The sequence below is a fragment of the Blastococcus goldschmidtiae genome (genome assembly GCF_031845325.1).
Classification (GTDB): Bacteria; Actinomycetota; Actinomycetes; order Mycobacteriales; family Geodermatophilaceae; genus Blastococcus; species Blastococcus goldschmidtiae.
The window spans coordinates 169,071-189,936 of the sequence record NZ_JAVREI010000006.1 but is presented as its reverse complement, the minus strand read 5'-3'; the positions used below and the strand labels follow the sequence as shown (position 1 = coordinate 189,936).

Annotated in this window: 21 protein-coding genes and 1 tRNA gene; 12 read left to right on the top strand and 10 right to left on the bottom strand. The window is 74.0% G+C overall.

Annotation, left to right across the window (positions count from 1 at the left end; genetic code table 11):
* Positions 1 to 42: 42 nt before the first annotated feature.
* Positions 43 to 1,713 (bottom strand): energy-dependent translational throttle protein EttA, encoded by a 1,671-nt coding sequence (ettA, locus tag RM425_RS11350; protein ID WP_311345307.1) that lies wholly within the window; start codon positions 1,711 to 1,713, stop codon positions 43 to 45.
* A gap of 101 nt (positions 1,714 to 1,814) precedes the next feature.
* A complete protein-coding gene (locus RM425_RS11345; RefSeq protein WP_311345306.1) occupies positions 1,815 to 2,339 on the bottom strand; it encodes a single-stranded DNA-binding protein in 525 nt (174 codons plus the stop codon).
* Positions 2,340 to 2,526: 187 nt separating this feature from the next.
* Between RM425_RS11345 and RM425_RS11340 the strand changes: the two genes are divergently transcribed.
* Together RM425_RS11340 and RM425_RS11335 are read left to right on the top strand one after the other, a co-directional pair.
* Positions 2,527 to 2,599 (top strand) — tRNA-Arg (locus RM425_RS11340).
* Positions 2,600 to 2,759: 160 nt separating this feature from the next.
* Complete coding sequence (locus RM425_RS11335; RefSeq protein ID WP_311345305.1) at positions 2,760 to 4,088, top strand: lytic transglycosylase domain-containing protein; 1,329 nt, start codon at positions 2,760 to 2,762, stop codon at positions 4,086 to 4,088.
* 104 nt (positions 4,089 to 4,192) lie between these two features.
* On the opposite strand, the gene RM425_RS11330 is transcribed toward RM425_RS11335, so the two are convergent.
* Positions 4,193 to 4,348: a DUF6131 family protein gene (locus RM425_RS11330; RefSeq protein WP_311345304.1), complete on the bottom strand. Its 156-nt coding sequence runs from the start codon at positions 4,346 to 4,348 to the stop codon at positions 4,193 to 4,195.
* Between the two features lie 141 nt (positions 4,349 to 4,489).
* Positions 4,490 to 5,230 carry an NUDIX hydrolase gene (locus RM425_RS11325; protein ID WP_311345303.1) on the bottom strand — a complete coding sequence of 247 codons (741 nt, stop codon included), beginning with the start codon at positions 5,228 to 5,230 and terminating at the stop codon, positions 4,490 to 4,492.
* 73 nt (positions 5,231 to 5,303) lie between these two features.
* Here RM425_RS11325 and nadA point away from each other — a divergent pair, with 73 nt between their 5' ends.
* From nadA to nadC, 3 genes are read left to right on the top strand one after another with little or no spacing between them, the layout of a single operon-like run.
* Entirely contained in the window at positions 5,304 to 6,317 is a 1,014-nt protein-coding gene (gene nadA, locus RM425_RS11320) for a quinolinate synthase NadA (RefSeq protein ID WP_311345302.1), read from the top strand.
* Positions 6,310 to 7,995, top strand: a complete 1,686-nt coding sequence (locus tag RM425_RS11315) for an L-aspartate oxidase (RefSeq protein ID WP_311345301.1) — start codon at positions 6,310 to 6,312, stop codon at positions 7,993 to 7,995. The genes nadA and RM425_RS11315 overlap by 8 nt, the downstream gene beginning before the upstream one ends.
* Positions 7,992 to 8,879, top strand: coding sequence for a carboxylating nicotinate-nucleotide diphosphorylase (nadC, locus tag RM425_RS11310; protein ID WP_311345300.1), 888 nt, complete (start codon positions 7,992 to 7,994; stop codon positions 8,877 to 8,879). The genes RM425_RS11315 and nadC overlap by 4 nt, the downstream gene beginning before the upstream one ends.
* Positions 8,880 to 8,944: 65 nt before the next feature.
* Here the strand turns inward: nadC and RM425_RS11305 are convergent, their stop codons facing one another.
* From RM425_RS11305 to RM425_RS11295, 3 genes are all read right to left on the bottom strand, one after another.
* Positions 8,945 to 9,445 (bottom strand): hypothetical protein, encoded by a 501-nt coding sequence (locus tag RM425_RS11305; protein WP_311345299.1) that lies wholly within the window; start codon positions 9,443 to 9,445, stop codon positions 8,945 to 8,947.
* A 217-nt stretch (positions 9,446 to 9,662) separates the two neighbouring features.
* Positions 9,663 to 10,307, bottom strand: a complete 645-nt coding sequence (locus tag RM425_RS11300) for a LysE family translocator (protein ID WP_311345298.1) — start codon at positions 10,305 to 10,307, stop codon at positions 9,663 to 9,665.
* Positions 10,308 to 10,414: 107 nt separating this feature from the next.
* Entirely contained in the window at positions 10,415 to 11,452 is a 1,038-nt protein-coding gene (locus RM425_RS11295) for an LLM class flavin-dependent oxidoreductase (protein WP_311345297.1), read from the bottom strand.
* A 109-nt stretch (positions 11,453 to 11,561) separates the two neighbouring features.
* On the opposite strand from RM425_RS11295, the gene RM425_RS11290 reads away from it, so the two are divergent.
* The 3 genes from RM425_RS11290 (at position 11,562) to RM425_RS11280 (ending at position 14,705) form a co-directional block, all read left to right on the top strand.
* Positions 11,562 to 11,864 carry a DUF427 domain-containing protein gene (locus RM425_RS11290; RefSeq protein WP_311345296.1) on the top strand — a complete coding sequence of 101 codons (303 nt, stop codon included), beginning with the start codon at positions 11,562 to 11,564 and terminating at the stop codon, positions 11,862 to 11,864.
* Between the two features lie 210 nt (positions 11,865 to 12,074).
* A complete protein-coding gene (locus RM425_RS11285) occupies positions 12,075 to 14,015 on the top strand; it encodes a putative bifunctional diguanylate cyclase/phosphodiesterase (RefSeq protein ID WP_311345295.1) in 1,941 nt (646 codons plus the stop codon).
* Between the two features lie 63 nt (positions 14,016 to 14,078).
* Positions 14,079 to 14,705: a maleylpyruvate isomerase family mycothiol-dependent enzyme gene (locus tag RM425_RS11280; protein ID WP_311345294.1), complete on the top strand. Its 627-nt coding sequence runs from the start codon at positions 14,079 to 14,081 to the stop codon at positions 14,703 to 14,705.
* 44 nt (positions 14,706 to 14,749) lie between these two features.
* On the opposite strand, the gene RM425_RS11275 is transcribed toward RM425_RS11280, so the two are convergent.
* Both RM425_RS11275 and RM425_RS11270 read right to left on the bottom strand, forming a co-directional pair.
* Positions 14,750 to 15,538, bottom strand: a complete 789-nt coding sequence (locus tag RM425_RS11275; protein ID WP_311345293.1) for an SGNH/GDSL hydrolase family protein — start codon at positions 15,536 to 15,538, stop codon at positions 14,750 to 14,752.
* 77 nt (positions 15,539 to 15,615) lie between these two features.
* Positions 15,616 to 15,954, bottom strand: coding sequence for an AAA family ATPase (locus tag RM425_RS11270; RefSeq protein WP_396137042.1), 339 nt, complete (start codon positions 15,952 to 15,954; stop codon positions 15,616 to 15,618).
* A 271-nt stretch (positions 15,955 to 16,225) separates the two neighbouring features.
* Here RM425_RS11270 and RM425_RS11265 point away from each other — a divergent pair, with 271 nt between their 5' ends.
* Positions 16,226 to 17,011 carry a transglutaminase-like domain-containing protein gene (locus RM425_RS11265; protein WP_311345292.1) on the top strand — a complete coding sequence of 262 codons (786 nt, stop codon included), beginning with the start codon at positions 16,226 to 16,228 and terminating at the stop codon, positions 17,009 to 17,011.
* A gap of 46 nt (positions 17,012 to 17,057) precedes the next feature.
* Here the strand turns inward: RM425_RS11265 and RM425_RS11260 are convergent, their stop codons facing one another.
* Positions 17,058 to 18,488 carry a dihydrolipoyl dehydrogenase family protein gene (locus RM425_RS11260; protein ID WP_311345291.1) on the bottom strand — a complete coding sequence of 477 codons (1,431 nt, stop codon included), beginning with the start codon at positions 18,486 to 18,488 and terminating at the stop codon, positions 17,058 to 17,060.
* Positions 18,489 to 18,522: 34 nt separating this feature from the next.
* Here RM425_RS11260 and RM425_RS11255 point away from each other — a divergent pair, with 34 nt between their 5' ends.
* From RM425_RS11255 to RM425_RS11245, 3 genes are all read left to right on the top strand, one after another.
* The gene (locus RM425_RS11255) at positions 18,523 to 19,035 is read left to right on the top strand and encodes a flavin reductase family protein (protein ID WP_311345290.1); all 513 of its coding nucleotides are present in this window, start codon (positions 18,523 to 18,525) and stop codon (positions 19,033 to 19,035) included.
* A gap of 167 nt (positions 19,036 to 19,202) precedes the next feature.
* Positions 19,203 to 19,730: a sigma-70 family RNA polymerase sigma factor gene (locus RM425_RS11250; protein WP_311345289.1), complete on the top strand. Its 528-nt coding sequence runs from the start codon at positions 19,203 to 19,205 to the stop codon at positions 19,728 to 19,730.
* Positions 19,714 to 20,802 (top strand): hypothetical protein, encoded by a 1,089-nt coding sequence (locus RM425_RS11245; RefSeq protein ID WP_311345288.1) that lies wholly within the window; start codon positions 19,714 to 19,716, stop codon positions 20,800 to 20,802. The genes RM425_RS11250 and RM425_RS11245 overlap by 17 nt, the downstream gene beginning before the upstream one ends.
* The last annotated feature ends 64 nt before the right edge of the window (positions 20,803 to 20,866 follow it).

Below are 20,866 nucleotides of genomic sequence, written 5' to 3'. Positions count from 1 at the left end.
CGGAGCAGGTGCTCCACGCCGGCCGTCGTCCGGTCGTTCCGCTCAGTCGCGGGACAGCTTGCGGTAGGTCGCCCGGTGCGGCCGGGTGGCGTCCTGGCCCAGCCGCTCGACCTTGTTCTTCTCGTAGTCGGCGAAGTTGCCCTCGAACCAGAACCACTTGGACTCGCCCTCGTAGGCGAGGATGTGGGTGGCCACCCGGTCGAGGAACCACCGGTCGTGGCTGACCACCACGGCGCAGCCGGGGAACTCCAGCAGCGCGCCCTCCAGGCTGGTCAGCGTCTCGGTGTCGAGGTCGTTGGTGGGCTCGTCGAGCAGCAGCAGGTTGCCGCCCTGCTTCAGGGTCAGGGCGAGGTTGAGACGGTTCCGCTCACCGCCGGACAGCACGCCTGCGGGCTTCTGCTGGTCCGGGCCCTTGAAGCCGAAGGCGGCGATGTAGGCGCGCGAGGGCATCTCGACGTTGCCCACCTTGATGTGGTCCAGGCCGTCGGAGACGACCTCCCACAGGGTCTTCTTCGGGTCGATCCCGCTGCGGTTCTGCTCGACGTAGGACAGCTTGACCGTCTCGCCGACCTTGATCTCGCCGTCGTCGGGCTTCTCCTCGCCGACCAGCATCTTGAACAGCGTCGTCTTGCCGACCCCGTTGGGGCCGACGACGCCCACGATGCCGTTGCGCGGGAGGTTGAAGGACAGCTCGTCGATGAGCACGCGGTCGCCGAAGCCCTTGGTCAGCTTGTTGGTCTCGACGACGACGCTGCCCAGCCGCGGGCCCGGAGGGATCTGGATCTCCTCGAAGTCCAGCTTGCGGAACTTGTCCGCCTCCGCCGCCATCTCCTCGTACCGGGCCAGACGGGCCTTGCTCTTCGCCTGGCGGGCCTTGGCGCCCGAGCGCACCCACTCCAGCTCGTCCTTGAGCCGCTTGGCGCGCTTGGCGTCCTTGGCCCCCTCGACCTGCAGGCGGGCGGCCTTGGTCTCCAGGTAGGTCGAGTAGTTGCCCTCGTAGGGATAGGCCCGCCCCCGGTCGAGCTCGAGGATCCACTGGGCGACGTTGTCGAGGAAGTACCGGTCGTGGGTGACGGCGACGACGGTGCCGGCGTACTTCTCGAGGTGCTGCTCCAACCAGGCGACGCTCTCGGCGTCCAGGTGGTTGGTCGGCTCGTCGAGCAGCAGCAGGTCGGGCGCCTCGAGCAGCAGCTTGCACAACGCCACGCGGCGGCGCTCACCACCGGAGAGGACCGTGACGTCGGCGTCACCAGGCGGGCAGCGCAGCGCGTCCATGGCCTGCTCGATGCGCGCGTCGAGCTCCCAGCCGTCCTGGTTCTCGATGACCTCCATGAGCTCGCCCTGCTCGGCCATCAGCGCGTCGAAGTCGGCGTCGGGCTCGCCCATCGCCGCGCTGACCTCCTCGAAGCGGGTCAGGGCGTCGCGCAGCGGCTTGACCGCCTCCTCGACGTTGCCGCGCACGTCGAGGTTCTCGTTGAGCGGCGGCTCCTGCAGCAGGATCCCCACCGTGGCCCCCGGCGCGAGCGTCGCCTCACCGTTGGAGGGCTGCTGCATGCCGGCCATGATCTGGAGGACCGTCGACTTGCCTGCGCCGTTGGGGCCGACGACGCCGATCTTCGCGCCGGGCAGGAACGACAGGGTGACGTTGTCGAGGATCACCTTGTCGCCGTGCGCCTTGCGCGCGCGGACCATCGTGTAGATGTACTGAGCCACTGGGCTTCGGAGCCTTCCGTCGTCTCGCGAGCGGGGGCGGGGCCGCCGGGCGCGACCCCACCCCGTCCGTTCTCGCTGTCGATCCTCCCAGTCCAGGGCGACTACGCGTGCGCGGGCTCCTGCGAGAGGTTGTCGGTGTCCGCAGGGTTCAACGTCTCGTCGCTGCCCACGTAGTCCCGACCGGGCCGCAGTTCCTCCGCCGACGTCGGGAAGCCGTGGTCCTCGGTGCTCGCGGAGGAAGCCGGCGTGCCCTCCTCGGCCGTTCGGGCGCTCCGGTCCCTGGTGAAGACCGACCGCCCCTTCTGCAGGTTCGACCCGACCGCGAACGCCCGGATGCGCGGCTTGCTGCGCGGTCCGCTCTCGGACTCCCAGCTGTGCGTCGTCAGCGCCCCGTGGACGATGACCGGGTCCCCCTTGCTGATGCTGGCCGCGACGTTGCCGCTCAGCGCGCCCCAGCACTCGACGTCGACCCAGAGGGTGCCGGAGTCGACGAACTGCTGGGTGGCGCTGTCGTAGCGGCGGGCGGTCGACGCCATGCGGAAGTTGGTCACTGCGCCGTTGTCCAGGCTGACGCGACGGGGTGAGTCGACGACGTTGCCGACGACGGTGACGGTGGTGTCGTTCACGGTGCTCCTCGGGGTGCTGCGCCGGACGGCGCGACCGGCGCGGTGCCGGCGTGCTCCGACCCTGCGGCGCAGGCAGCCCGGCAGGGCCCCGGGTGGCGCATCTGTGGAACCGCACTCCCCCTGTGGACGACGCGGAGCATGCGCGCTGAGACCGCCGCCGGGCACCGATGCGATGATCGGCGACCGAGCGCCCGTAGCTCAGCGGATAGAGCACCGGACTTCTAATCCGACGGTCGCAGGTTCGAATCCTGCCGGGCGCGCCCTCCCGCCGGGCTCGAGGTCGCTCGCGTCCGGCCTGCGCGGCGGCGACCTCAGGTCCGATCGCACGATGTCATTGAGACCACAGGACACGGGTAACGAGCGCTCGCCGGCGGGGCCGGCATCACTGTCCATGCAGGCGAGGGACGGGTGCGAGGGTCCATGGGCAGGACGCAGGCGCAGAGACACGGTGTGCTGGTCGTCGCGGCACTGGTCGTCGGGGGGTCCGGACTGGTCGCCGGTCTCACCGCGTCCGGCGACACCCCGGTCGACGTGGCGCGGGCGGAGGCGAAGGCGGCCGACGACGGCCGCACCGACGTCGCCGTCGGCGCCTTCTCACCCGACCGCCTCTCCGCCGGCGCACCCCCCGGTGCCACGACTCTGCCGGCGCTCCCGGTCCGGGGAGCCGAGCAGCAACCGGCCGGGACGCCGGTGATCGAGGGCCTCGCCGCCAACGGCATCCCCGACGTGGCGCTCAACGCCTACCGGGTCGCCGCGACCCGCATGAACTCCACCAAGCCCTCCTGCGGCATCGACTGGTCGCTGCTCGCAGCCATCGGCCGCGTCGAGTCCAACCACGGTCGCTTCGGTGGCGCGGTGCTCAACGGCGACGGCACCTCGACGCCGGAGATCCGAGGCCCCGCTCTGGACGGCGGGCAGTTCCCCTACATCGGCGACAGCGACGGGGGCCGCTTCGACCACGACACCCGCTATGACCGTGCCGTGGGCGCCATGCAGTTCATCCCCACCACCTGGCGGTCCCACGCGGTGGACGGCGACGGCAACGGCACGACCGACCCCTTCGACATCGACGACGCGGCGCTGGCCGCCGGGAACTACCTGTGCGTCGCGGGGCGTGACCTGCGCACCGATTCCGGCCAGCGCCGGGCCGTGTTCGCCTACAACCACTCCGATGCCTACGTCGCCCAGGTGCTGGCCCTCGCCCGGGCGTATGCATCCGGCATCCCGGTCGACACGCTGCCGCTGGTCGGCGACACCAGCAGCCCGGTGCCGCCGCCGTCCGGCAACTACCGCGCACCGGCCGCGCCCGGGCCGGCCATCGGCGCCCAGGACACGACGCCCGCCTCCGGGGACACGGTGCTCGTGGGCAGCAGCGGCCCGCCACCGGCGGCTCCGGCCGCGGGAGCCCCGGCCGCGCCCCCGGCTCCTCCGCCGGGTTCCGACAGCGGGAGCGGAGCGTCCGCGCCGTCCGGCGGCGGGGGCGGCGGCACCCCTCCCCCTGCCACCGAGCGGGCTCCGGCCCCGGCTCCCGCCCCTGCGCCGGCACCCCTACCGGCCGCCCCGGCACCCGCGCTGCCGGCACCGGCGCTGCCGGCTCCTGCGCCGCCGGCACCGAAGCTGCCTGCGGCGCCCGCGCCGCCGGAGGTGGTCGAGCCCGTCCCGGGCGAGACGTGCACCCTGCTGGGCCCCCTCGGGAAGGCCCTGCTCCCGGGTCTGCCGGTCTGCCCCTCCGACGCCCAGGAGGGCTAGCCCCGACGACGACGAACCCCCGGCCGCGCGATGCGGCCGGGGGTTCGTTCGCTCACCGTCCCTGTCGCCTCAGCCCCGCTGGAGGGCCGGCGCCGCAGGTCGGCTCAGTACCAGACTTTTCGCCCTCCGACCGCGCGTCCGGTCGCACCGAGCACGTAGAGGATCGCCCCCACGACGAGCAGGATGATCCCGATCGTCCAGAGGATCGAGATCTCGAGGAAGAAGCCGAGCAAGAGCAGGATCAGTCCGAGAATCAGCATGCGTCTCTCCGTTCGGCTCGAAGTGGGTCAACCCGGAAGCTGGCCACCACCCGCCGGTCGACACCTCGACGCTCCGCTGATCACCCGTTCGTGATCATCTCGACACCCGGACGAGTCGCCCCACCTCTCCGCAGCCCGGTGTCACCCCTCGTAGCCGGGCGACCGACTCTGACCGTCCGGATCGCGCGACGGCGGTCGGAAGACCGCGAAGGGATCGGTGACCGCCAGCTCCGGGGTGACGAACCGGTGGAGCGCCGCGGGCCGGCCACCGGCACGACCGGACGCCGCCTGCTCCCCCGTCGGCTCCAGCACGCCGCGGCGCAGCAGCACCCGCTGCAGATTGGTGGCGGTGACGTCGTAGCCGAGCGCGGCGACGTAGAGCTCGCGCAGCTCCGCGATGGTGAACTCCGGCGGGGCCAGCGCGAACCCGACGTTGGTGTACGAGAGCTTGGCCCGCAGCCGGTCCAGCGCCGACCGCACCATCGAGCCGTGGTCGAACGCCGTCGGCGGGAGGGCGTCGACCGGGTGCCACGCGGTGTCCTCGGGCAGCGCCGGGTCCAGGTGCGCGGGGATGAGGCCCAGGTAGGCCGTGGCCACGGTCCGCCCCCGAGGATCCCGACCGGGGTCGCTCCTGGTCTCCAGCTGCTCCAGGTGGCCCAGCACCTCGACCTCGACCTTGGCCGCCAGCTGCCGCGCCACCGACGCCCCGAGAGTCTCCTCGGCGAGCAACGGCCCCCCGGGCAGGGCCCACGCGCCGGCGAACGGCTCGTTCGGCCGCTCCCAGAGCATCACGTGCAGCCGCCGCACCCTGACCTGCAGCACCACCGCCAGCGCCTGGTGCGGATAGGCCGGGCGCTCCGGCGACGACCACACAGAACCCATGCCCGGGAATGCTAGGGTCCTGCTCCGAGGTTTTCGCCTGATAGTCATAAACCCCGTCCGCATGGAGGTCCCCGTGACCGCGACGCTCCCCGCCCCTTCCGCCGCCGCCTGGACGCCCGACCAGTGGCAGGACTGGCGCGACGAGGTGCGCCGGCTCGCCCGCGAGAAGGACGTCGTGATCCTGGCGCACAACTACCAGGCGCCCGAGATCCAGGACGTCGCCGACCACGTGGGCGACTCCCTCGCCCTCTCCCGCCTCGCGGCCGCCAGCGAGGCCGGCACGATCGTTTTCGCCGGCGTCCACTTCATGGCCGAGACGGCGAAGATCCTGGCCCCCGAGAAGACGGTGCTGGTGCCGGACGCGAACGCCGGCTGCTCGCTGGCCGACACCATCACCGCCGACCAGCTGCGCGCCTGGAAGGCCGAGTACCCCGGCGCCGTCGTCGTCTCCTACGTGAACACCTCCGCCGAGGTGAAGGGCGAGACCGACATCTGCTGCACCTCGTCCAACGCCGTCGAGGTCGTCGAGTCGATCCCGGCCGACCGGGAGATCCTCTTCCTGCCCGACCAGTTCCTGGGCGCGCACGTCCAGCGGGTCACCGGCCGGCAGAACATGCGCATCTGGATGGGCGAGTGCCACGTGCACGCCGGCATCTCCCCCACCGACCTGCGGGCCAGCGTCGAGGCCGCCCCCGACGCCGAGCTGCTCGTGCACCCCGAGTGCGGCTGCGCGACCAGCGCGCTGTGGATGGTGTCCGACGGCCAGCTGCCCAGCGAACGGGTGCACATCCTCTCCACCGGCGGGATGCTCGACGAGGCCCGGCGGACGACGGCCAAGCGTGTTCTCGTCGCCACCGAGATCGGCATGCTGCACCAGCTGCGCCAGGCCAACCCGACGACGGCCTTCGAGCCGGTCAACTCCCGTGCGGCCTGCCCCTACATGAAGATGTCGACGCCGGAGAAGCTGCTGCGGGCCCTGCGCGAGGGCCGCGACGAGGTGACCGTCGACCCGGCCGTGGCAGCCCGCGCCCGCGCCGCGGTCGAGGCCATGGTCGCCATCGGCACGCCGTCACCGGTCGGTGAGTGAGGTGCGGAACCGGGTCGCCACGCTGGCGCCCACGGTCGTCGCCGGCCTGCCCCTCCCGGCGGCCGAGCGGGAGCAGACCACCGACGTCGTCGTCGTGGGCAGCGGCGCCGCCGGGCTGATGGCGGCCGTCGCGCTGGCGGAGACCGGGCGTTCGGTCACCGTCGTCACCAAGGGCGAGCTCGGCGCGGGCAGCACGCCGTGGGCCCAGGGCGGGCTCGCCGCCGTGCTCGGTGCCGACGACGACGCCGAGCTGCACGTACAGGACACCCTCGTCGCCGGCGCGGGGCTCTGCGACGAGCCCGCGGTGCGCGCCCTCGTCACCGAGGCGCCGGGGGCGATCGCCCAGCTGCGGGAGCTCGGCGCCCGCCTCGACCTGGACGACGTCGGCCGGCCCGCGCTGACCCGCGAGGGCGGGCACAGCCGCGACCGGATCGTGCACGCCGGCGGCGACGCCAGCGGCGCCGAGGTCACCCGGACGCTGGCCACCGCGCTGCGCGCCCGCGGCATCGCGGTGCTCGAGCACACCGTCGCCCTGGATGCGCTGCACGCTGCGGACGGCGGCGTCGCCGGGGTGCGGACCGCCCGCCTCACCGACGACGGCGCGCTCACCGACGTCACCGACCTGCACGCCCGCGCGGTGGTGCTGGCCACCGGCGGCTTCGGCCAGGTGTTCACCGCCACCACCAACCCGGCCGGCGCCACCGGCGACGGCCTGGCCCTCGCCCTGCGCGCCGGCGCCGAGATCGCCGACGTCGAACTCGTGCAGTTCCACCCGACCGCGCTCTGGACGGGCGCCGGTGCCCGCGGGCAGCAGCCGCTGGTCTCCGAGGCCGTGCGCGGCGAGGGCGCCGTGCTGGTCGACGCCGACGGGAACCGGATCATGTCCCGTGCCCACCAGCTGGCCGACCTCGCGCCGCGCGACGTCGTCTCGGCGACCATCGCCGCCTCCCTCCGCGCCACCGGCGCCGACCACGTGTTCCTCGACGCCCGGCACCTGGGTGCGGAGTTCCTCGCGCGCCGCTTCCCGGGCATCGTGCGGGCCTGCCGTGACGCCGGCCTCGACCTCGCACACGAGCCGGTCCCGGTCGTGCCGGCGGCGCACTACGTCTGCGGCGGTGTGCTCGCCGACCTCGACGGGCGGACCGTGGTGCCCGGCCTCTACGCCGTCGGCGAGGTCGCGTGCACCGGAGTCCAGGGCGCCAACCGGCTGGCGTCGAACTCGATCACCGAGGGGCTGGTCGCGGCGCGCCGCTGCGCGGAGCTGCTCGCCGCCGAGCTGCCCGCACTTGCAGAGATCGTCCCGCCCGCGACCGCCGGGGACGCGATCGACCCGGCTGCTCGGCCCGCGATCACCGCGGCGACGACCCGCCACGCCGGCGTCCTCCGTGACGCGGACGGCCTCACCGAGCTGGCCCGCACGCTGGCCGCCGTGGACCGGGCCGCCGGTCCGCTCGACCTGGCCACGGTCGAGGCGACGGCACTGCACACCGTGGCGACCCTGCTCGCGTCGGCCGCGCTGGCGCGTCCCGAGAGCCGGGGGTGCCACCGGCGGCTCGACGCCCCCGAGACCCGGCCGGAGTGGCAGGTCCGCCTGGTGCACCGGCTCGACCGCACCGGCCACCTGCGCACGCGCACCGTGCCGGTGCAGGCCGGCGCCGACGAGCAGGTGGTCGCGTGACGAGCGGACTGCGGGAGGAGCTGGCGGCCGCCCTGCGCAGGGACCGGCTCGACCCGGTCGCGGTCGAGCGGCTGATCCGTACCGCGCTGGACGAGGACCTGGCCTTCGGCCCGGACGTCACGACGGAGTCCACCGTGCCTGCCGACGCCGTCGCCACCGGCGACGTGACCCCGCGCAGCGTCGGCGTGCTCGCCGGGGTGCACGTCGCCGCCGCCGCCTTCGACCTCGTCGGCGGCCCGGCCATGGACGTGGTGGTGCACGAGGCCGACGGCGCGACCACCGAGCCGGGACTGCCCGTCCTCACCGTGACCGGCCCCACCCGGGCGCTGCTCACCGCGGAGCGGACCGCGCTGAACCTGGTCTGCCACCTGTCGGGCATCGCTTCGCTGACCCGACAGTGGGCCGACGCGATCGCGGGCACCGGGGCCGCCGTCCGCGACACCCGGAAGACGACGCCGGGCCTGCGCGCGCTGGAGAAGTACGCCGTCCGCTGCGGCGGTGGCGTCAACCACCGGATGGCGCTGGGCGACGCCGCGCTGGTCAAGGACAACCACGTCGCCGCCGCCGGGGGCATCGCGGCGGCGGTCGCGGCCGTGCGGACGAGGGCTCCGGCGATCCCGCTCGAGGTCGAGTGCGACACGCTCGAGCAGGTCCGGGAGGCGATCGCAGCCGGGGTGCAGCTCGTGCTGCTGGACAACTTCTCCACCGCCGACACCCGCACCGCGGTCGACCTGGTGCGCGGGACGGGTGTGCGGCTGGAGGCCAGCGGCGGGCTGGACCTGGTGCGGGCGGCTGAGGTGGCGGCGACCGGCGTCGACTACCTGGCGGTCGGCGCGCTCACGCACAGCGCGCCCGTGCTCGACCTGGGCTTCGACCTGCGCTGACGCGCTCTACGGGTGTTGTTCGCGCTCTGCGGTTCTGCAGGACCGGTGAAGAGCCAACAACGCCCTCAGAGCGGTGCGGAGGCCGGATGCGCGTCCAGGAACGCCTGGACGCGGCGCGTCCTCCGCGCCATCACCGGCCTACTGACCGCCAGCACGATCAGCACCCCGATCCACCACCAGGACAGGGAGCCGATGAGCTGTCCGGCGCCCAGGAGCACGAGACCCCACCTCAGCCTCGGCTCGAGATCCTGACGAACGAGGGTCTCCGCCAGGTGGCGCGCGAGCGGGAGGTGGGCGGGGTCGGCCGGCACGCGCCCCAGGACCTCCCTGGTCAGTTGCCTGCGCTGGCTCAGGCGAAGCACCAGCAGCGGGGTGCGCCACGCTTCGCGGAGCTGGCTCTTCCGCAGTTGCCTGAGGGCGGCGGGGAAGGCCACGACGACGCCGGCGAGCATGATCAGCAGCCCGATCAGCGAACGCCACACCGGAGGGTCATCGGAGTCGCTCTCGGCGTCGGGACCGGGCCAGACGTCCAGCGCGAACACCGCTCCGAGCCCTACTGCGAGCACGGCCGCGAAGGCGAGCAGGTTTGAGGCGCTGCGCGCGGCGCAGTCGTCGCCGCGCTGCTTCCGACGGGGTGCCCTCGAGGAGGGACTGCGCCTCCGACCAGCGGTCCTCGTCCGACGTCACGCCCGGCAGCGTCACGCACGGCAGGGCTGGTGCGCGCACGGGACGGCGATGATCAACCGGACGGGTGACGCGCGCCGGGGTGACGCTCGGAACCATTCACCCCGCGGTGGCCGGACGCGGTTCCACCGCCAGCCGCACGGCGAGGGCGCCGAGCACTCCTCCCATCAGATAGCGCTGCACCCGCAACCACGACGGGCGGACGGCGAGGAACCGTGCCAGCGCCCCAGCGAAGAGCACGATCAACGCGTTCACGGTCAGCGCGATCGCGATCTGCACGAAGCCCAGCGTCAGGCTCTGCAGCGCCACGGACCCTCTCTCCGGGTCCACGAACTGCGGGAGCAGCGACACGTAGAGCACCGCGATCTTGGGGTTGAGCAGGTTGGTGACCAGGCCTATGACGAACAGCCGGCGCGGCCCGTCGACCGGAAGGTCGCGCGGCGCGAAAGCGTTGACGCCACCCGGCCGGACCGCCTGCCAGGCGAGGTACAGCAGGTAGGCGGCGCCCGCGAGCTTGAGTGCGGTGTACGCGGCCGGGACGGCGACGAACACTGCCGCGAGGCCCGCGGTGACGGCCGCCAGGTAGACGAGGAACCCCACGGCGACGCCGAGCAGCGAGATCAGTCCGGCCCGCCGCCCCTGGGTGATCGACCGGGACACCAGGTAGATCATGTTCGGCCCCGGTGTCAGCACCAGCCCGAGAGCGACGGCCGCGATCCCGGCGACTGCCGACCACTCGACCATGAGGGCTCCTCCACCGTCGCGCCGTTCCGGATGATCATCCGCAACCGGCCGCCGTACAGCAGCATTCCGAAGCCGGGGGACGCCGCTCTACGGGTGCCGCGGAACGGTCAGACGGTGCGGCGGTCCGGGTGCACCCAACCGATGGCCGGGGCGACGTGCTCCACGATGTTCTGCAGCAGCCGGGCGTTGTACTCGACGCCGAGCATGTTGGGCACCGTGATGAGCAGGCTGTCGGCCTCGCGGACGGCGGCGTCCTTGGCCAGGTCCTCGGCGAGCTGGTCGGGCTCGCCGACGTAGCTCTTCCCGAACCGCGCCCGCACGCCCTCCAGGACGCCGACCTGGTCCTGTCCGGGGTCGCCGCCGAAGTACTGGCGGTCGAGGTCGCTGACGATCGGCAGCACGCTGCGGCTCACCGACACGCGCGGCTCGCGCTCCCAGCCGGCCTGCCGCCACGCCTCCCGGAAGCGGGCGATCTGCTCGGCCTGCAGCTCGTCGAAGGGGACGCCGGTGTCCTCGACCAGCAGCGTGGAACTCATCAGGTTCATGCCCTGCTGCGCCGTCCACTCGGCCGTGGCCCGGGTGCCCGACCCCCACCAGATGCGCTCGGCCAGCCCCGGCGACTGCGGCAGGATCGGCAGCTGCGCGGCGCGGCCGCCGGTCGTCTTCGGGTCGGCGTCGACGATCGGCTGCCCCGAGATCGCGGCGAGGAACAGGGCGGTCTTCTGCCGGGCGAGGTCGGCGTCGCTGCTGTCCGGCCCGGGCACGTAGCCGAAGGCCTCCGAACCGCGCAGCGCCGTCTCCGGTGATCCTCGGCTGACGCCGAGCTGCAGCCGGCCGTCGCTGAGCAGGTCGGCCGCGGCGGCCTCCTCGGCCATGTACAGCGGGTTCTCGTACCGCATGTCGATGACGCCGGTGCCCAGCTCGATGCGCGAGGTGCGGGCGGCCATCGCGGCCAGCAGCGGGAACGGCGAGGCGAGCTGGCGGGCGAAGTGGTGCACCCGCACGTAGGCGCCGTCCACACCGATCTCCTCGGCCGCCTCGGCCAGCTCGACGGTCTGCACGAGCGCGTCCCGGCCGGTGCGCACCTGCGAGCCCGGGATGGGTTGCCAGTGCCCGAAGTTCAGGAAGCCGATCTTCTTGTCCACGCCCGATCCAGCGCTTCCGCACCGCACCGTGTTCCCGGGATGACCGGGGCACGCGGCGGCGTTCCCCTGGGCAGCGACCGCACCGGGCGGTCCAGCGGGAGGGGATCCCATGCGCGCCACCGTCAACGGCACCGTCATCGCCGAGGCCCCGGAGTCCGACCTGGTCCGGATCGAGGGCAACTGGTACTTCCCACCGTCCGCGGTGGTGCCCGGGGCGCTGACGGAGAGCCCGACCGCCTACACCTGCCCCTGGAAGGGCGCGGCCCAGTACTTCGACGTCGTCACCCCGTCCGGGACGACCTCGGATGGCGCCTGGAGCTACCCCGACCTCAAGCCGTCGGCCGTCCAGCGGGTGGGCACCGACTTCGCCGGCTACGTCGCCTTCTCCCCCGGGGCCACCGTCGGCGACTGAGGGCCTGCCCGCGTCCCGGTCCGCACACGCAGGGACCGTCCTCCCACGCACAGATTGGGACGTGGTCTGCTCGATCTGCCGGACGTGGACGCGCGTCTTCGGCAGATTCCGCCTGCGCAGCCCAAGATCTCACGCGCTGTCACGGCACGATTACGACTCTCCGTGCCCGAGTTCCGTCACTTGGCGCCTCCGATGCGTAACCCTGACCCGGTGAGTCATCCCGCCTCCGCGACGCCGTGGCAGCCCACCGGCACGCCCGATGCGGCTGCCCGGCAGCGCATGCGGGCCATCGACACGCTGCTGGCCGACCGGGGCCAGCTGTTCCAGGCGCTGTTCCTCGCTGCGCCGATCGCCAAGGCCCTCGTCGACCTCGACGGTCACGTGGTCGTCGCCAATCCGGTCATGTGCGCCCTGACCGGGCGCAGTGCCGACGACCTCGCCGGCCGGCACATCGATCTGCTGGCCCACCCCGATGACCCGCCGGTCGGCGACCTGGGTCTGGCGCCGCTGCCCGGCGAGCCCCCGATGGACCCGAACCTGCTGCTCGACGGCGAGCGCCGGTTGCGCCGCTCGGACGGCACCGAGCTCTGGGTCGTGCAGGCCCACGAGGTCGTGCGGCACAACAACGGGACCCCGCAGTTCGTCGTCCTGTCGCTGGTCGACGTCACCGACCGCCGCCGGGCCGAGGACGACCTGGTGCGGCGCGCCTTCACCGATCCGCTGACGGGGCTGCCCAACCGCCGTGCGCTCACCGACCGCCTGCGGCACGCCGTCGCGCTCTCCCGCCGGCGGGGGCTCCAGGTCGGTCTGGTGCATCTCAACATCGACCGGTTCCGCGCGGTGAACGACACCCTCGGCCACGAGGCCGGCGACATGCTGCTCAGCCAGGTCGCCGACCGGCTGCGGTGGAGCACCCGCGTCGAGGACACCGCCGTGCGCCTGGGTGCCGACGAGTTCCTCGTCGTCGCCGAGGACGTCGAGGACCTCGAGGGGCTGCGCGCCCTGGCCGAGCGGCTGCTCAGCGTGCTCGACGAGCCGTTCGTCGTGCTCGACCGCGAGATCACCCTGTCGGCCAGCGTCGGGCTCACCCTCGGCTCGGACCTGACCCCCGACGACCTGCTGCGCCAGGCCCAGAGCGCGCTCAACCGGGCCAAGGCCGACGGCAGCCGCGCGCGGGTCGAGGTGCACGAGGGAGCGCTCAGTGACAGCGACGTCGACGCGCTGCAGCTCGAGGTCGACCTGCGGCACGCCCTGGACAACGACGAGCTGCGGCTGTTCTACCAGCCGATCGTGCACCTGGCCGACGAGTCGCTGCTCGGCTACGAGGCCCTCATCCGCTGGCAGCACCCGACCCGCGGGCTCCTCCCGCCGGGTGCCTTCCTCGACGCCGCCGAGAACAACCGGCTGACCTCCAAGCTGGGCGCCTGGGTCCTGCGGCGCGCCTGCAACGACGCCGTCACCTGGCCCGAAGAGCTGCGCGTGCACGTGAACGTCTCGGCCCGGCACCTGGCCGAAGAGGGCTTCAGCGAGCTGGTCGCCGCCGCGCTGGAGGAGTCCGGCCTGGCACCCGAGCGGCTGGAGCTCGAGATCACCGAGTCGACGGCGCTGTTCGCCGCCGAGGCCACCCTGCACGCGGTCGCCGTCGTCACCGACGCGGGCGTGACCCTGGCGCTGGACGACTTCGGCACCGGGTACTCGGCGATCACCGCGCTGCACCGGCTGCCCATCCACACGCTCAAGATCGACCGCTCCTTCGTCGCCGACGTCGTCGCCGAGCCCGCGACCGCAGCGCTCGTGCAGGGCCTGCTGCAGCTCGGCCGCGGCATGGGTCTGCAGGTCATCGCCGAGGGCATCGAGGACCTGGACCAGGCCGCCTGGCTCCTGGACCACGGCTGCGCCATGGCCCAGGGCTACGCCTTCGGGCGGCCCGCTCCGCTGCCCAGCCCGGCGGACGTGCTCATCGGCGAGGTGACCCAGGCCCCGGCCGAGGACGTCGCCGGCGAGCTGCTGCCCGACGCGCTGGAGACACCGGTCGTGCCCCAGCCGCGCACGGCCGCCGCCGAGCCGCCGCGTCGGGTCGTGCTCGCGAGCGACGACACCGGCACGTTCGGCCTCTTCGACCAGTTCGCCGACGACTCCGACGAGGCCTGAGGGCTTCTGGCGGCGTCGCCGCACCGGGCCGCTGAGTGCCGGTCCTCTGCCACGATCACCGACGTGGACACGTTCGCGGAGATCGCCGACGAGCGTCGCCGGCTGGCCGAGCTGGTGCCGGGCCTGACGGAGCAGCAGCTGGCGACGCAGAGCCTGTGCAGCGAGTGGACCGTGCGCGACGTGGTCGCGCACCTGGTGGTGCCGCTGGAGGTCGGCATCCCGAGGTTCGCGCTGGCCATGCTGAGAGCCCGCGGGAGCTTCGACCGGGCGAACGTCCGGCTGGCCCGCGCGCAGGCGCGGCGGCCCATCGGCGAGCTCACCGAGGTGCTGCGCCGGAAGGCGGACTCGCAATTCACCCCTCCCGGCGCCGGTCCCGAAGCACCGCTCACCGACCTCCTGGTGCACGACCTGGACATCCGCTGGCCACTCGGGCTGCGGTGCGACGTCCCTCCGGCGCGCCTGCGCACGGCACTGACCTTCGCGGCCTCCTCGCCCGTCGGCGGCAAGGTCTCCGCGCGGACGCTGAGCGGGCTGCGATTCCACGCGGACGACCTCGGCTGGGCACACGGCGGCGGTCCGGCCGTGTGCGGCCCCGCCGAGGCCCTGCTGCTCGGGATCACCGGTCGCACGGCCGCGCTGGACCACCTCGAGGGCGACGGCGTACCGACCCTGCGGAGCCGGCTGGCCTGATCCCTCCCGATGGCGCCGCCGCACGGACGGGTGGGGGTGTCGGCCTAGGGGCGCGGGAGGGCCAGCGGCACGGGACGCTTGGGCGCCCGCCCGTCGCCGGAGGACCGGCCGCGCAACCGCCGGCCGATCCAGGGTCCGACGTAGCCACGCACCCACGCCGCCTCCTCGGCCACCGCGGCCCGGAGGGCCCGGGGTTGCGCCGGCGGGAGTGGCATGCGCCAGTCGTCGTCGCCGGCCGGCACGCCCAGCGCGGTGGCCGCGGCCAGCGCCATGCGGCGGTGCCCCTCGTCGGTGAGGTGGATCCGGTCGGTGTCCCACAGCCGGAAGTCCTGCACCCAGCCGGCACCCCACTGGTCGAGGACGGCAGCGCCGGTGCGCGCGGAGATCGACCAGATGTTCGCGTTGAACACCGCGATCCTGCCGCGCGCCCGGCGCAGGATGGGGGTGTTCCGGGTGTCGACGCCGGTGGCCAGCAGCACGTCGGCACCGGCCTGCCGGAAGCGGACGACGGCCGTCTCCAGGGTCGCCGCGAGCTCGTCCGGGTCCGCGCCGGGGCGCATGAGGTCGTTGCCGCCGGCGATCAGACTGACCAGGTCGGGGGCCGCCTCCAGCGCGACGGGCACCTGCTCGGCGACCACCTGCCGCAGCAGTCGCCCGCGGATCGCCAGGTTGGCGTACTCGACGTCGGCCTGGGTGGCGGCGGCCAGGTGCTGGGCGAGCCGGTCGGCCCAGCCGCGGTACTCGCCGGGACGGGACGGGTCGGCGTCGCTCAGCCCCTCGGTGAAGGAGTCGCCGAGTGCGATGTAGCGCTGCCAGGGAGCGGATGAGGGCACGAACTGCACGTCCCCCACCCCATCACGCCACTGCGGGCCGCCTGCACCGACCGGGACGTGCCGTCGAGCACAGCGGCTCAGGACACCGCTGGCGGCCAGCGGTGACCGCGCCACTCGTCCCACGTCGCGAATCCGTCCGGCGGTTCGTCCACCGGTTCACTGCCGTCGAGCTCGCCCGGGGTGGGGACCTCCATCGCCGCGGCCCAACCGGCGAGCTCCTGGTCGGACATCGGCCACGTCGTGTGCGGCGCCTCGGCCTGGCGCCGGTCGATCCGTCGGCGCTGTTCGGCGGGGGTAGCGACGAAGTAGCGCATCTCCACCACGGCACCGCGGTCGGCTGCTGCCTGCCGGAGAGCGGAACGCTCGTCCCGGCTCCAGAGGCCGAAGTCGATGACGACGTCGTCGCCCAGTTCCAGAGCCCGCAGCCCGATCTCGATGAGCGGCGTTCCTCTCGGCCTCGATGCGCGTGGCGGCCGGGGTCTTCCCGGTGCACGGGAGCCCCACGGTCAAGAACAGGGTGGGCGGACGCATCGGCTCACGCTAGGGCCGCCCCATGCCCCACTCCCAGCACTTTCCCGGGCAGGGCAGGTCCCCCGGCGCACGAGCCGCAGGTGAACGCGGGTAAGAACCCCGCGTCGGTCCTGTTGCCGGCCAGCGGAAGACACGATCCGCGGTCACGATGCCCGCATGCGCATCGACGTCGCCGCCTCGCTGGCCCTCTCCTCACCCGCGCCGGCGCCCGCCCTCCTGCAGGTGGCCGTGGCCGCACCGCTGACCGAGCAGCTGACGGTGATCTCCGGCGGCACGGCGCTGGAGCCCGACGAGTTCGAGGTCGACGGCGCCCGGGTCCACCGGGTCCAGCTGCGGCCGGGCGACACGACCATCACCTACTCGGCGTCGGTCGAGGACGGCGGCGCACCGCGCCAGGTGACGCCCGCCGACTGGGCCCTGGCGCTGCGGCCCAGCCGGTACTGCCCCTCGGACCAGCTCGAGGGCTTCGCGCGCTCGGAGTTCGACGCGGACCTTCCCCGGGGTGAGCTGGTGTCCGCCGTGGCGGACTGGGTGCACCGGCGGCTGACGTACAGGTCCGGCTCCAGCCGGCCGGTGGACACCGCCGTCGACACCCTGCTCACCGGTCAAGGCGTCTGCCGCGACTACGCGCACCTGACCATCACCCTGCTGCGCGCGCTGGAGGTCCCGGCCCGGCTGGTCGCCGTGTACGCGCCGGGGTTGCGCCCGATGGACTTCCACGCCGTGGTGGAGGCCGACGTCGACGGCACCTGGTGCGTGGTGGACGCGACCCGGCTGGCGCCCACCCGGTCACTGGTCCGCATCTGCGCCGGCCGGGACGCCGCCGACACCGCGTTCCTCACCACGCTGGGCGGCGTCGCGGTGTTCGAGGGCATGACCACCACCGCCACCACCGCCGGGACCCTGCCGGCGCCCGACCCGTCGCCGTTCCCGCTGCCGTGACGTCGACCTGTCGCCCAGTCGACGTGTCGGTTCGGCGACAGGGTGATCAGTCGCCGTCGCGCCAGGTCTCCAGCAGCCGCAGCCAGATCTCGCTGATCGTGGGATAGGCCGGGACGGCATGCCACAACCGGGAGATCGGCACCTCACCGACGACGGCGATCGTGGCAGCGTGCAAGAGCTCCGCCACGCCGGGGCCCACGAACGTGACGCCGAGCAGCACCTCGCGCTCGGTGTCCACGACCGCGATCGCCGTCCCGGTGTAGCCGTCGGCGAACAGCGACGCGCCCGCGACACCGCCGATCGGGTACTCGACCACCCGGTGCGGCAGCCCGGCCTCGCGCGCCTCGGCGGCGGTGCGGCCCACGCTGGCGACCTGCGGGGCGGTGAACACCACCGACGGCGTGGCGGAGTGGTCGGCGGTCGCCGCCGCCGGTGACCACGGGCCGCCGTCCGCCTGCTCGCCGCGGGCCCGCGCGACGATCGCCGCGGCGGCCTGCCGGGCCTGGTACTTGCCCATGTGGGTGAGCAGCTGGCGCCCGTTGACGTCGCCGACGCCGTAGAGCCACGGCAGGCCCTCGACCCGCAGTGTGTCGTCGACCGGCAGGTACTCCCCCGGCTCCAGGCCGACGGTGTCCAGCCCGATGTCGGTGGTGCGGGCGGCGCGCCCGATCGCGACCAGCACCTCGTCGCCGCGGTACTCCTCGTCCCCCGCCGTCAGCACCACCTCGGTGCCCTCCCGGCGCGCAGCGGTGACGTCGACGCCGAAGCGCACGTCCACCCCGGCATCCCGCAGTGCGTCCGCGACCGCCTCGCCGGCCTGCGGCTCGGACCGGGGCAGCAGGCTGTCGCCGCGCTGCAGGAGGGTGACCTGCGAGCCCAGCGCCTGCCACGCCGTCGCCATCTCGCAGCCCACGTAGCCACCGCCCAGGATCAGCAACCGCCCCGGTGCCTCCTTGGCGCTGGTCGCCTCTCGCGGCCCCCACGGTGCGACGTCGGCCAGGCCGTCGACCGGCGGCAGCTTGCCCACCGACCCGGTGCAGACGGCGACAGCGACCCGCGCGGTGAGCCGCACCTCCTTCCCGTCCGCGTCGGTGACGACGACGGTGCGCTCGCCGGCCAGCCGCCCGGTGCCGCGCAGCAGATCGATGCCGGCGCCCTCGACCCAGTCGACCTGGCTCGAGTCGTCCCAGTCGTGGGTGAAGGAGTCGCGGCGGGCGAGGGTCGCGGCGACGTCCTGCTCCCCGGTCACCGCCTGCTTCGCCCCGTCGACGGCCCGGGCCTCGGCCAGCGCCTCCGTGCCGCGCAGCAGCGCCTTGCTCGGCATGCAGGCCCAGTACGAGCACTCCCCGCCCACCAGCTCGCTCTCCACGAGCACGGCGGACAGCCCGCCCTTGACGACCACGTCGGCGACGTTCTCCCCCGTGGACCCGGCTCCGAGGACGACGACGTCGTAGGTCTGCTCCGCTGCGCTGCTCACCGGATCATCTTGCTGGTGTGCTGGACTGACCGCCATGCCGGTCGATGCCGCCGAGTTCGCCGCCGCCCTCGGCTCGTACGCCGCGGGGGTGTGCCTGCTGACCGTGCGCGACGGCATCGACGACGTCGGGACGACGGTCAGCTCGGTGATGAGCGTGTCGGCCGCGCCCCCGCTGGTCGCCGTCGGCCTCACCGCCTCCGGCTACCCGGCCGAGGTGCTGGAGGAGGTCGGCAGCTGCGCGCTGACGGTGCTCGCCGCGCCGCACGCCATCGTCGCCTCGCGGTTCTCCTCCGCCGGACGGCCCAGCGCCCGCCACCTGCTGGAGGCGGTGCCGTGGACGCGGGCCCCGGGCAGCGACGCGATCGTGCTCGACGGCGGCCTGTCGGCGCTGGACTGCCGGCTGGACCGGCTGGTCGAGGCCGGCGACCACGTGCTCGCCCTGCTGGAGGTCACCGACGTGCTGCCCGGGGACGCATCCGCGGTGCCGCTGCTGCGCCACCGCGGCCGGTACGTCGAACCGGGTGGATCGGCCGCCGGCCGGGCCTGAACCGCAGGTCCGCACGGCAGACTGCGGATCCGGTGTCACGAACCGGGCCGCGGCGGTGCTTCCTGGACATGGACCTCGTGCGGCATCCCCCGCCCCGATCGGCGGTCCCGGCGAACGCCCTGGCGCTGTCCGCCGGCGTCGTGACGCGGATCGGAGGGAGGGACGGCGTGCCGGTTCCCGATGTGCCCACCCGCGGCACCCTGCGCACCGACCTCGACCCCGTCTTCCGCCGGGAGTACCAGCGGGTCGTCGCCGTGGCCGCCCGCGTGCTCGGCTCGCGCGACCAGGCCGAGGACGTCGCCCAGGAGGTGTTCCTCGCCTTCAACCGCTCCTCGGTGCCCGCATCCGAGGCGGGCGGCTGGCTCTCGGTCGCCGCGGCCCACACCGCGCTGAACCTGATCCGCTCGGGGCGCCGCCGGGCGAGCAACGAGGAGACCGCGGCCGCGGCCGTCCCTCCGGTCGTGCCCGACGTCGCCGAGGACGTGGTGACGCTCGAGGAGCGCAGCCGCGTCCGGGCCGCGCTCGCCCGGCTCCCCCACAAGCAGGCCGTCGCCCTGGTGCTGCGGCACAGCGGGCTGAGCTACGCCGAGGTAGCGGCCGCCCTGGACCTGTCCCCCGGCAGCGTCGGCACCACCGTGCGACGCGCCGAATCCGCCCTGCGCAAGGAGTTGACCCGTCATGCGTCATCCCACTGACGGCGTGCTGCGCCGGCTGCTCGACGAGCCGGCCGGCGTGGCCGAGACCGACCGCCGGCACGTCGCCGGCTGCGACCAGTGCCTCGCCGCACTGGCCGCCACCCGCGAGGACGCCGCTCTCGTCGGCGCGGCGCTCTCCACCGACACCGACGTCGACGTCCCGGCCGCCTGGACGCGGCTGTCCACCGCGGCGCACACGTCGTCGTCCCCGGTGCGCGCCACGTCCCCTGTGCCGGCCCGCCGCGGCCGGTTCGGGGAACTGGTGCGCCGCCCCGCCGTCGCGGCGCTGGCCTTCGGCGTCGTCCTGGCCGGTGCCGGCACCGCGGCCGCCAACGACTGGCTGCAGATCTTCCGGACCGAGGAGGTCGCGGCGGTCGGGCTGCGCAGCGCCGACCTGATCGCCCTGCCCGACCTGGAGGCCTACGGCGACGTCGTCATGACCGGCGACGACGGCCTGCGCCCGGTGCCCGACGCCGCGACCGCGGCCGCCGAGTCGGGTCTGGACGTGCCCGAGGTGGACGCGCTCCCCTCCGGCATCACCGGGGAGCCGGAGTACCAGGTCGGTGGTGAGGTGACCGCCACCTTCACCTTCGACGCCGACCGTGCCGCGCAGGCCGCCGCCGAGGCCGGCGACACCCTGCCGCCCCCGCCGCCGGGGCTGGACGGCGCCTCCGTGCGGCTCGTGGCGGGGCCGGGCGTCGCCCAGGTGTGGCAGAGCGGCAGCGGGGCGCCGGGGCTGATCGTGGGCCGCGCCGTGGCGCCGACCGCGTTCTCCTCCGGGGTGCCCTTCGAGACGGTCCGCGACTACCTGCTCTCCCTGCCCGGCCTGCCCGACGACGTCGCGGCCCAGCTGCGCACGTTCACCGCGGACGGCTCCACGCTGCCACTCCCGGTGCCCTCGGACCTGGTCACCACCTCGACGGAACAGGTGGACGGCGAGCCGGCCACGGTGCTGGCCACCCGGGACCGGACCCTGGCCGCCGTGGTCTGGGTCGAGGAGGGCGAGGTGACGGTGGTGGCCGGCGCCCTGGACAGCGACGAGGTACTCGAGGTCGCGCGGGGGCTCCGCTGAGCACCGCGGCGGCCGGCGGGGCGGCGCTCGGCGGCGACGCCCTGCGGGACGCGGCCCGGCTGGT

Excerpts from the sequence above, each read along its gene's own strand:
- RM425_RS11325 (WP_311345303.1), bottom strand. The coding sequence starts at position 5,230 with ATGGGTTCTGTGTGGTCGTCGCCGGAGCGCCCGGCCTATCCGCACCAG.
- RM425_RS11330 (WP_311345304.1), bottom strand. The coding sequence starts at position 4,348 with ATGCTGATTCTCGGACTGATCCTGCTCTTGCTCGGCTTCTTCCTCGAG.
- RM425_RS11245 (WP_311345288.1), top strand. The coding sequence starts at position 19,714 with ATGCGTCATCCCACTGACGGCGTGCTGCGCCGGCTGCTCGACGAGCCG.
- RM425_RS11255 (WP_311345290.1), top strand. The coding sequence starts at position 18,523 with ATGCCGGTCGATGCCGCCGAGTTCGCCGCCGCCCTCGGCTCGTACGCC.
- RM425_RS11335 (WP_311345305.1), top strand. The coding sequence starts at position 2,760 with ATGGGCAGGACGCAGGCGCAGAGACACGGTGTGCTGGTCGTCGCGGCA.
- RM425_RS11290 (WP_311345296.1), top strand. The coding sequence starts at position 11,562 with ATGCGCGCCACCGTCAACGGCACCGTCATCGCCGAGGCCCCGGAGTCC.
- RM425_RS11265 (WP_311345292.1), top strand. The coding sequence starts at position 16,226 with ATGCGCATCGACGTCGCCGCCTCGCTGGCCCTCTCCTCACCCGCGCCG.
- RM425_RS11300 (WP_311345298.1), bottom strand. The coding sequence starts at position 10,307 with ATGGTCGAGTGGTCGGCAGTCGCCGGGATCGCGGCCGTCGCTCTCGGG.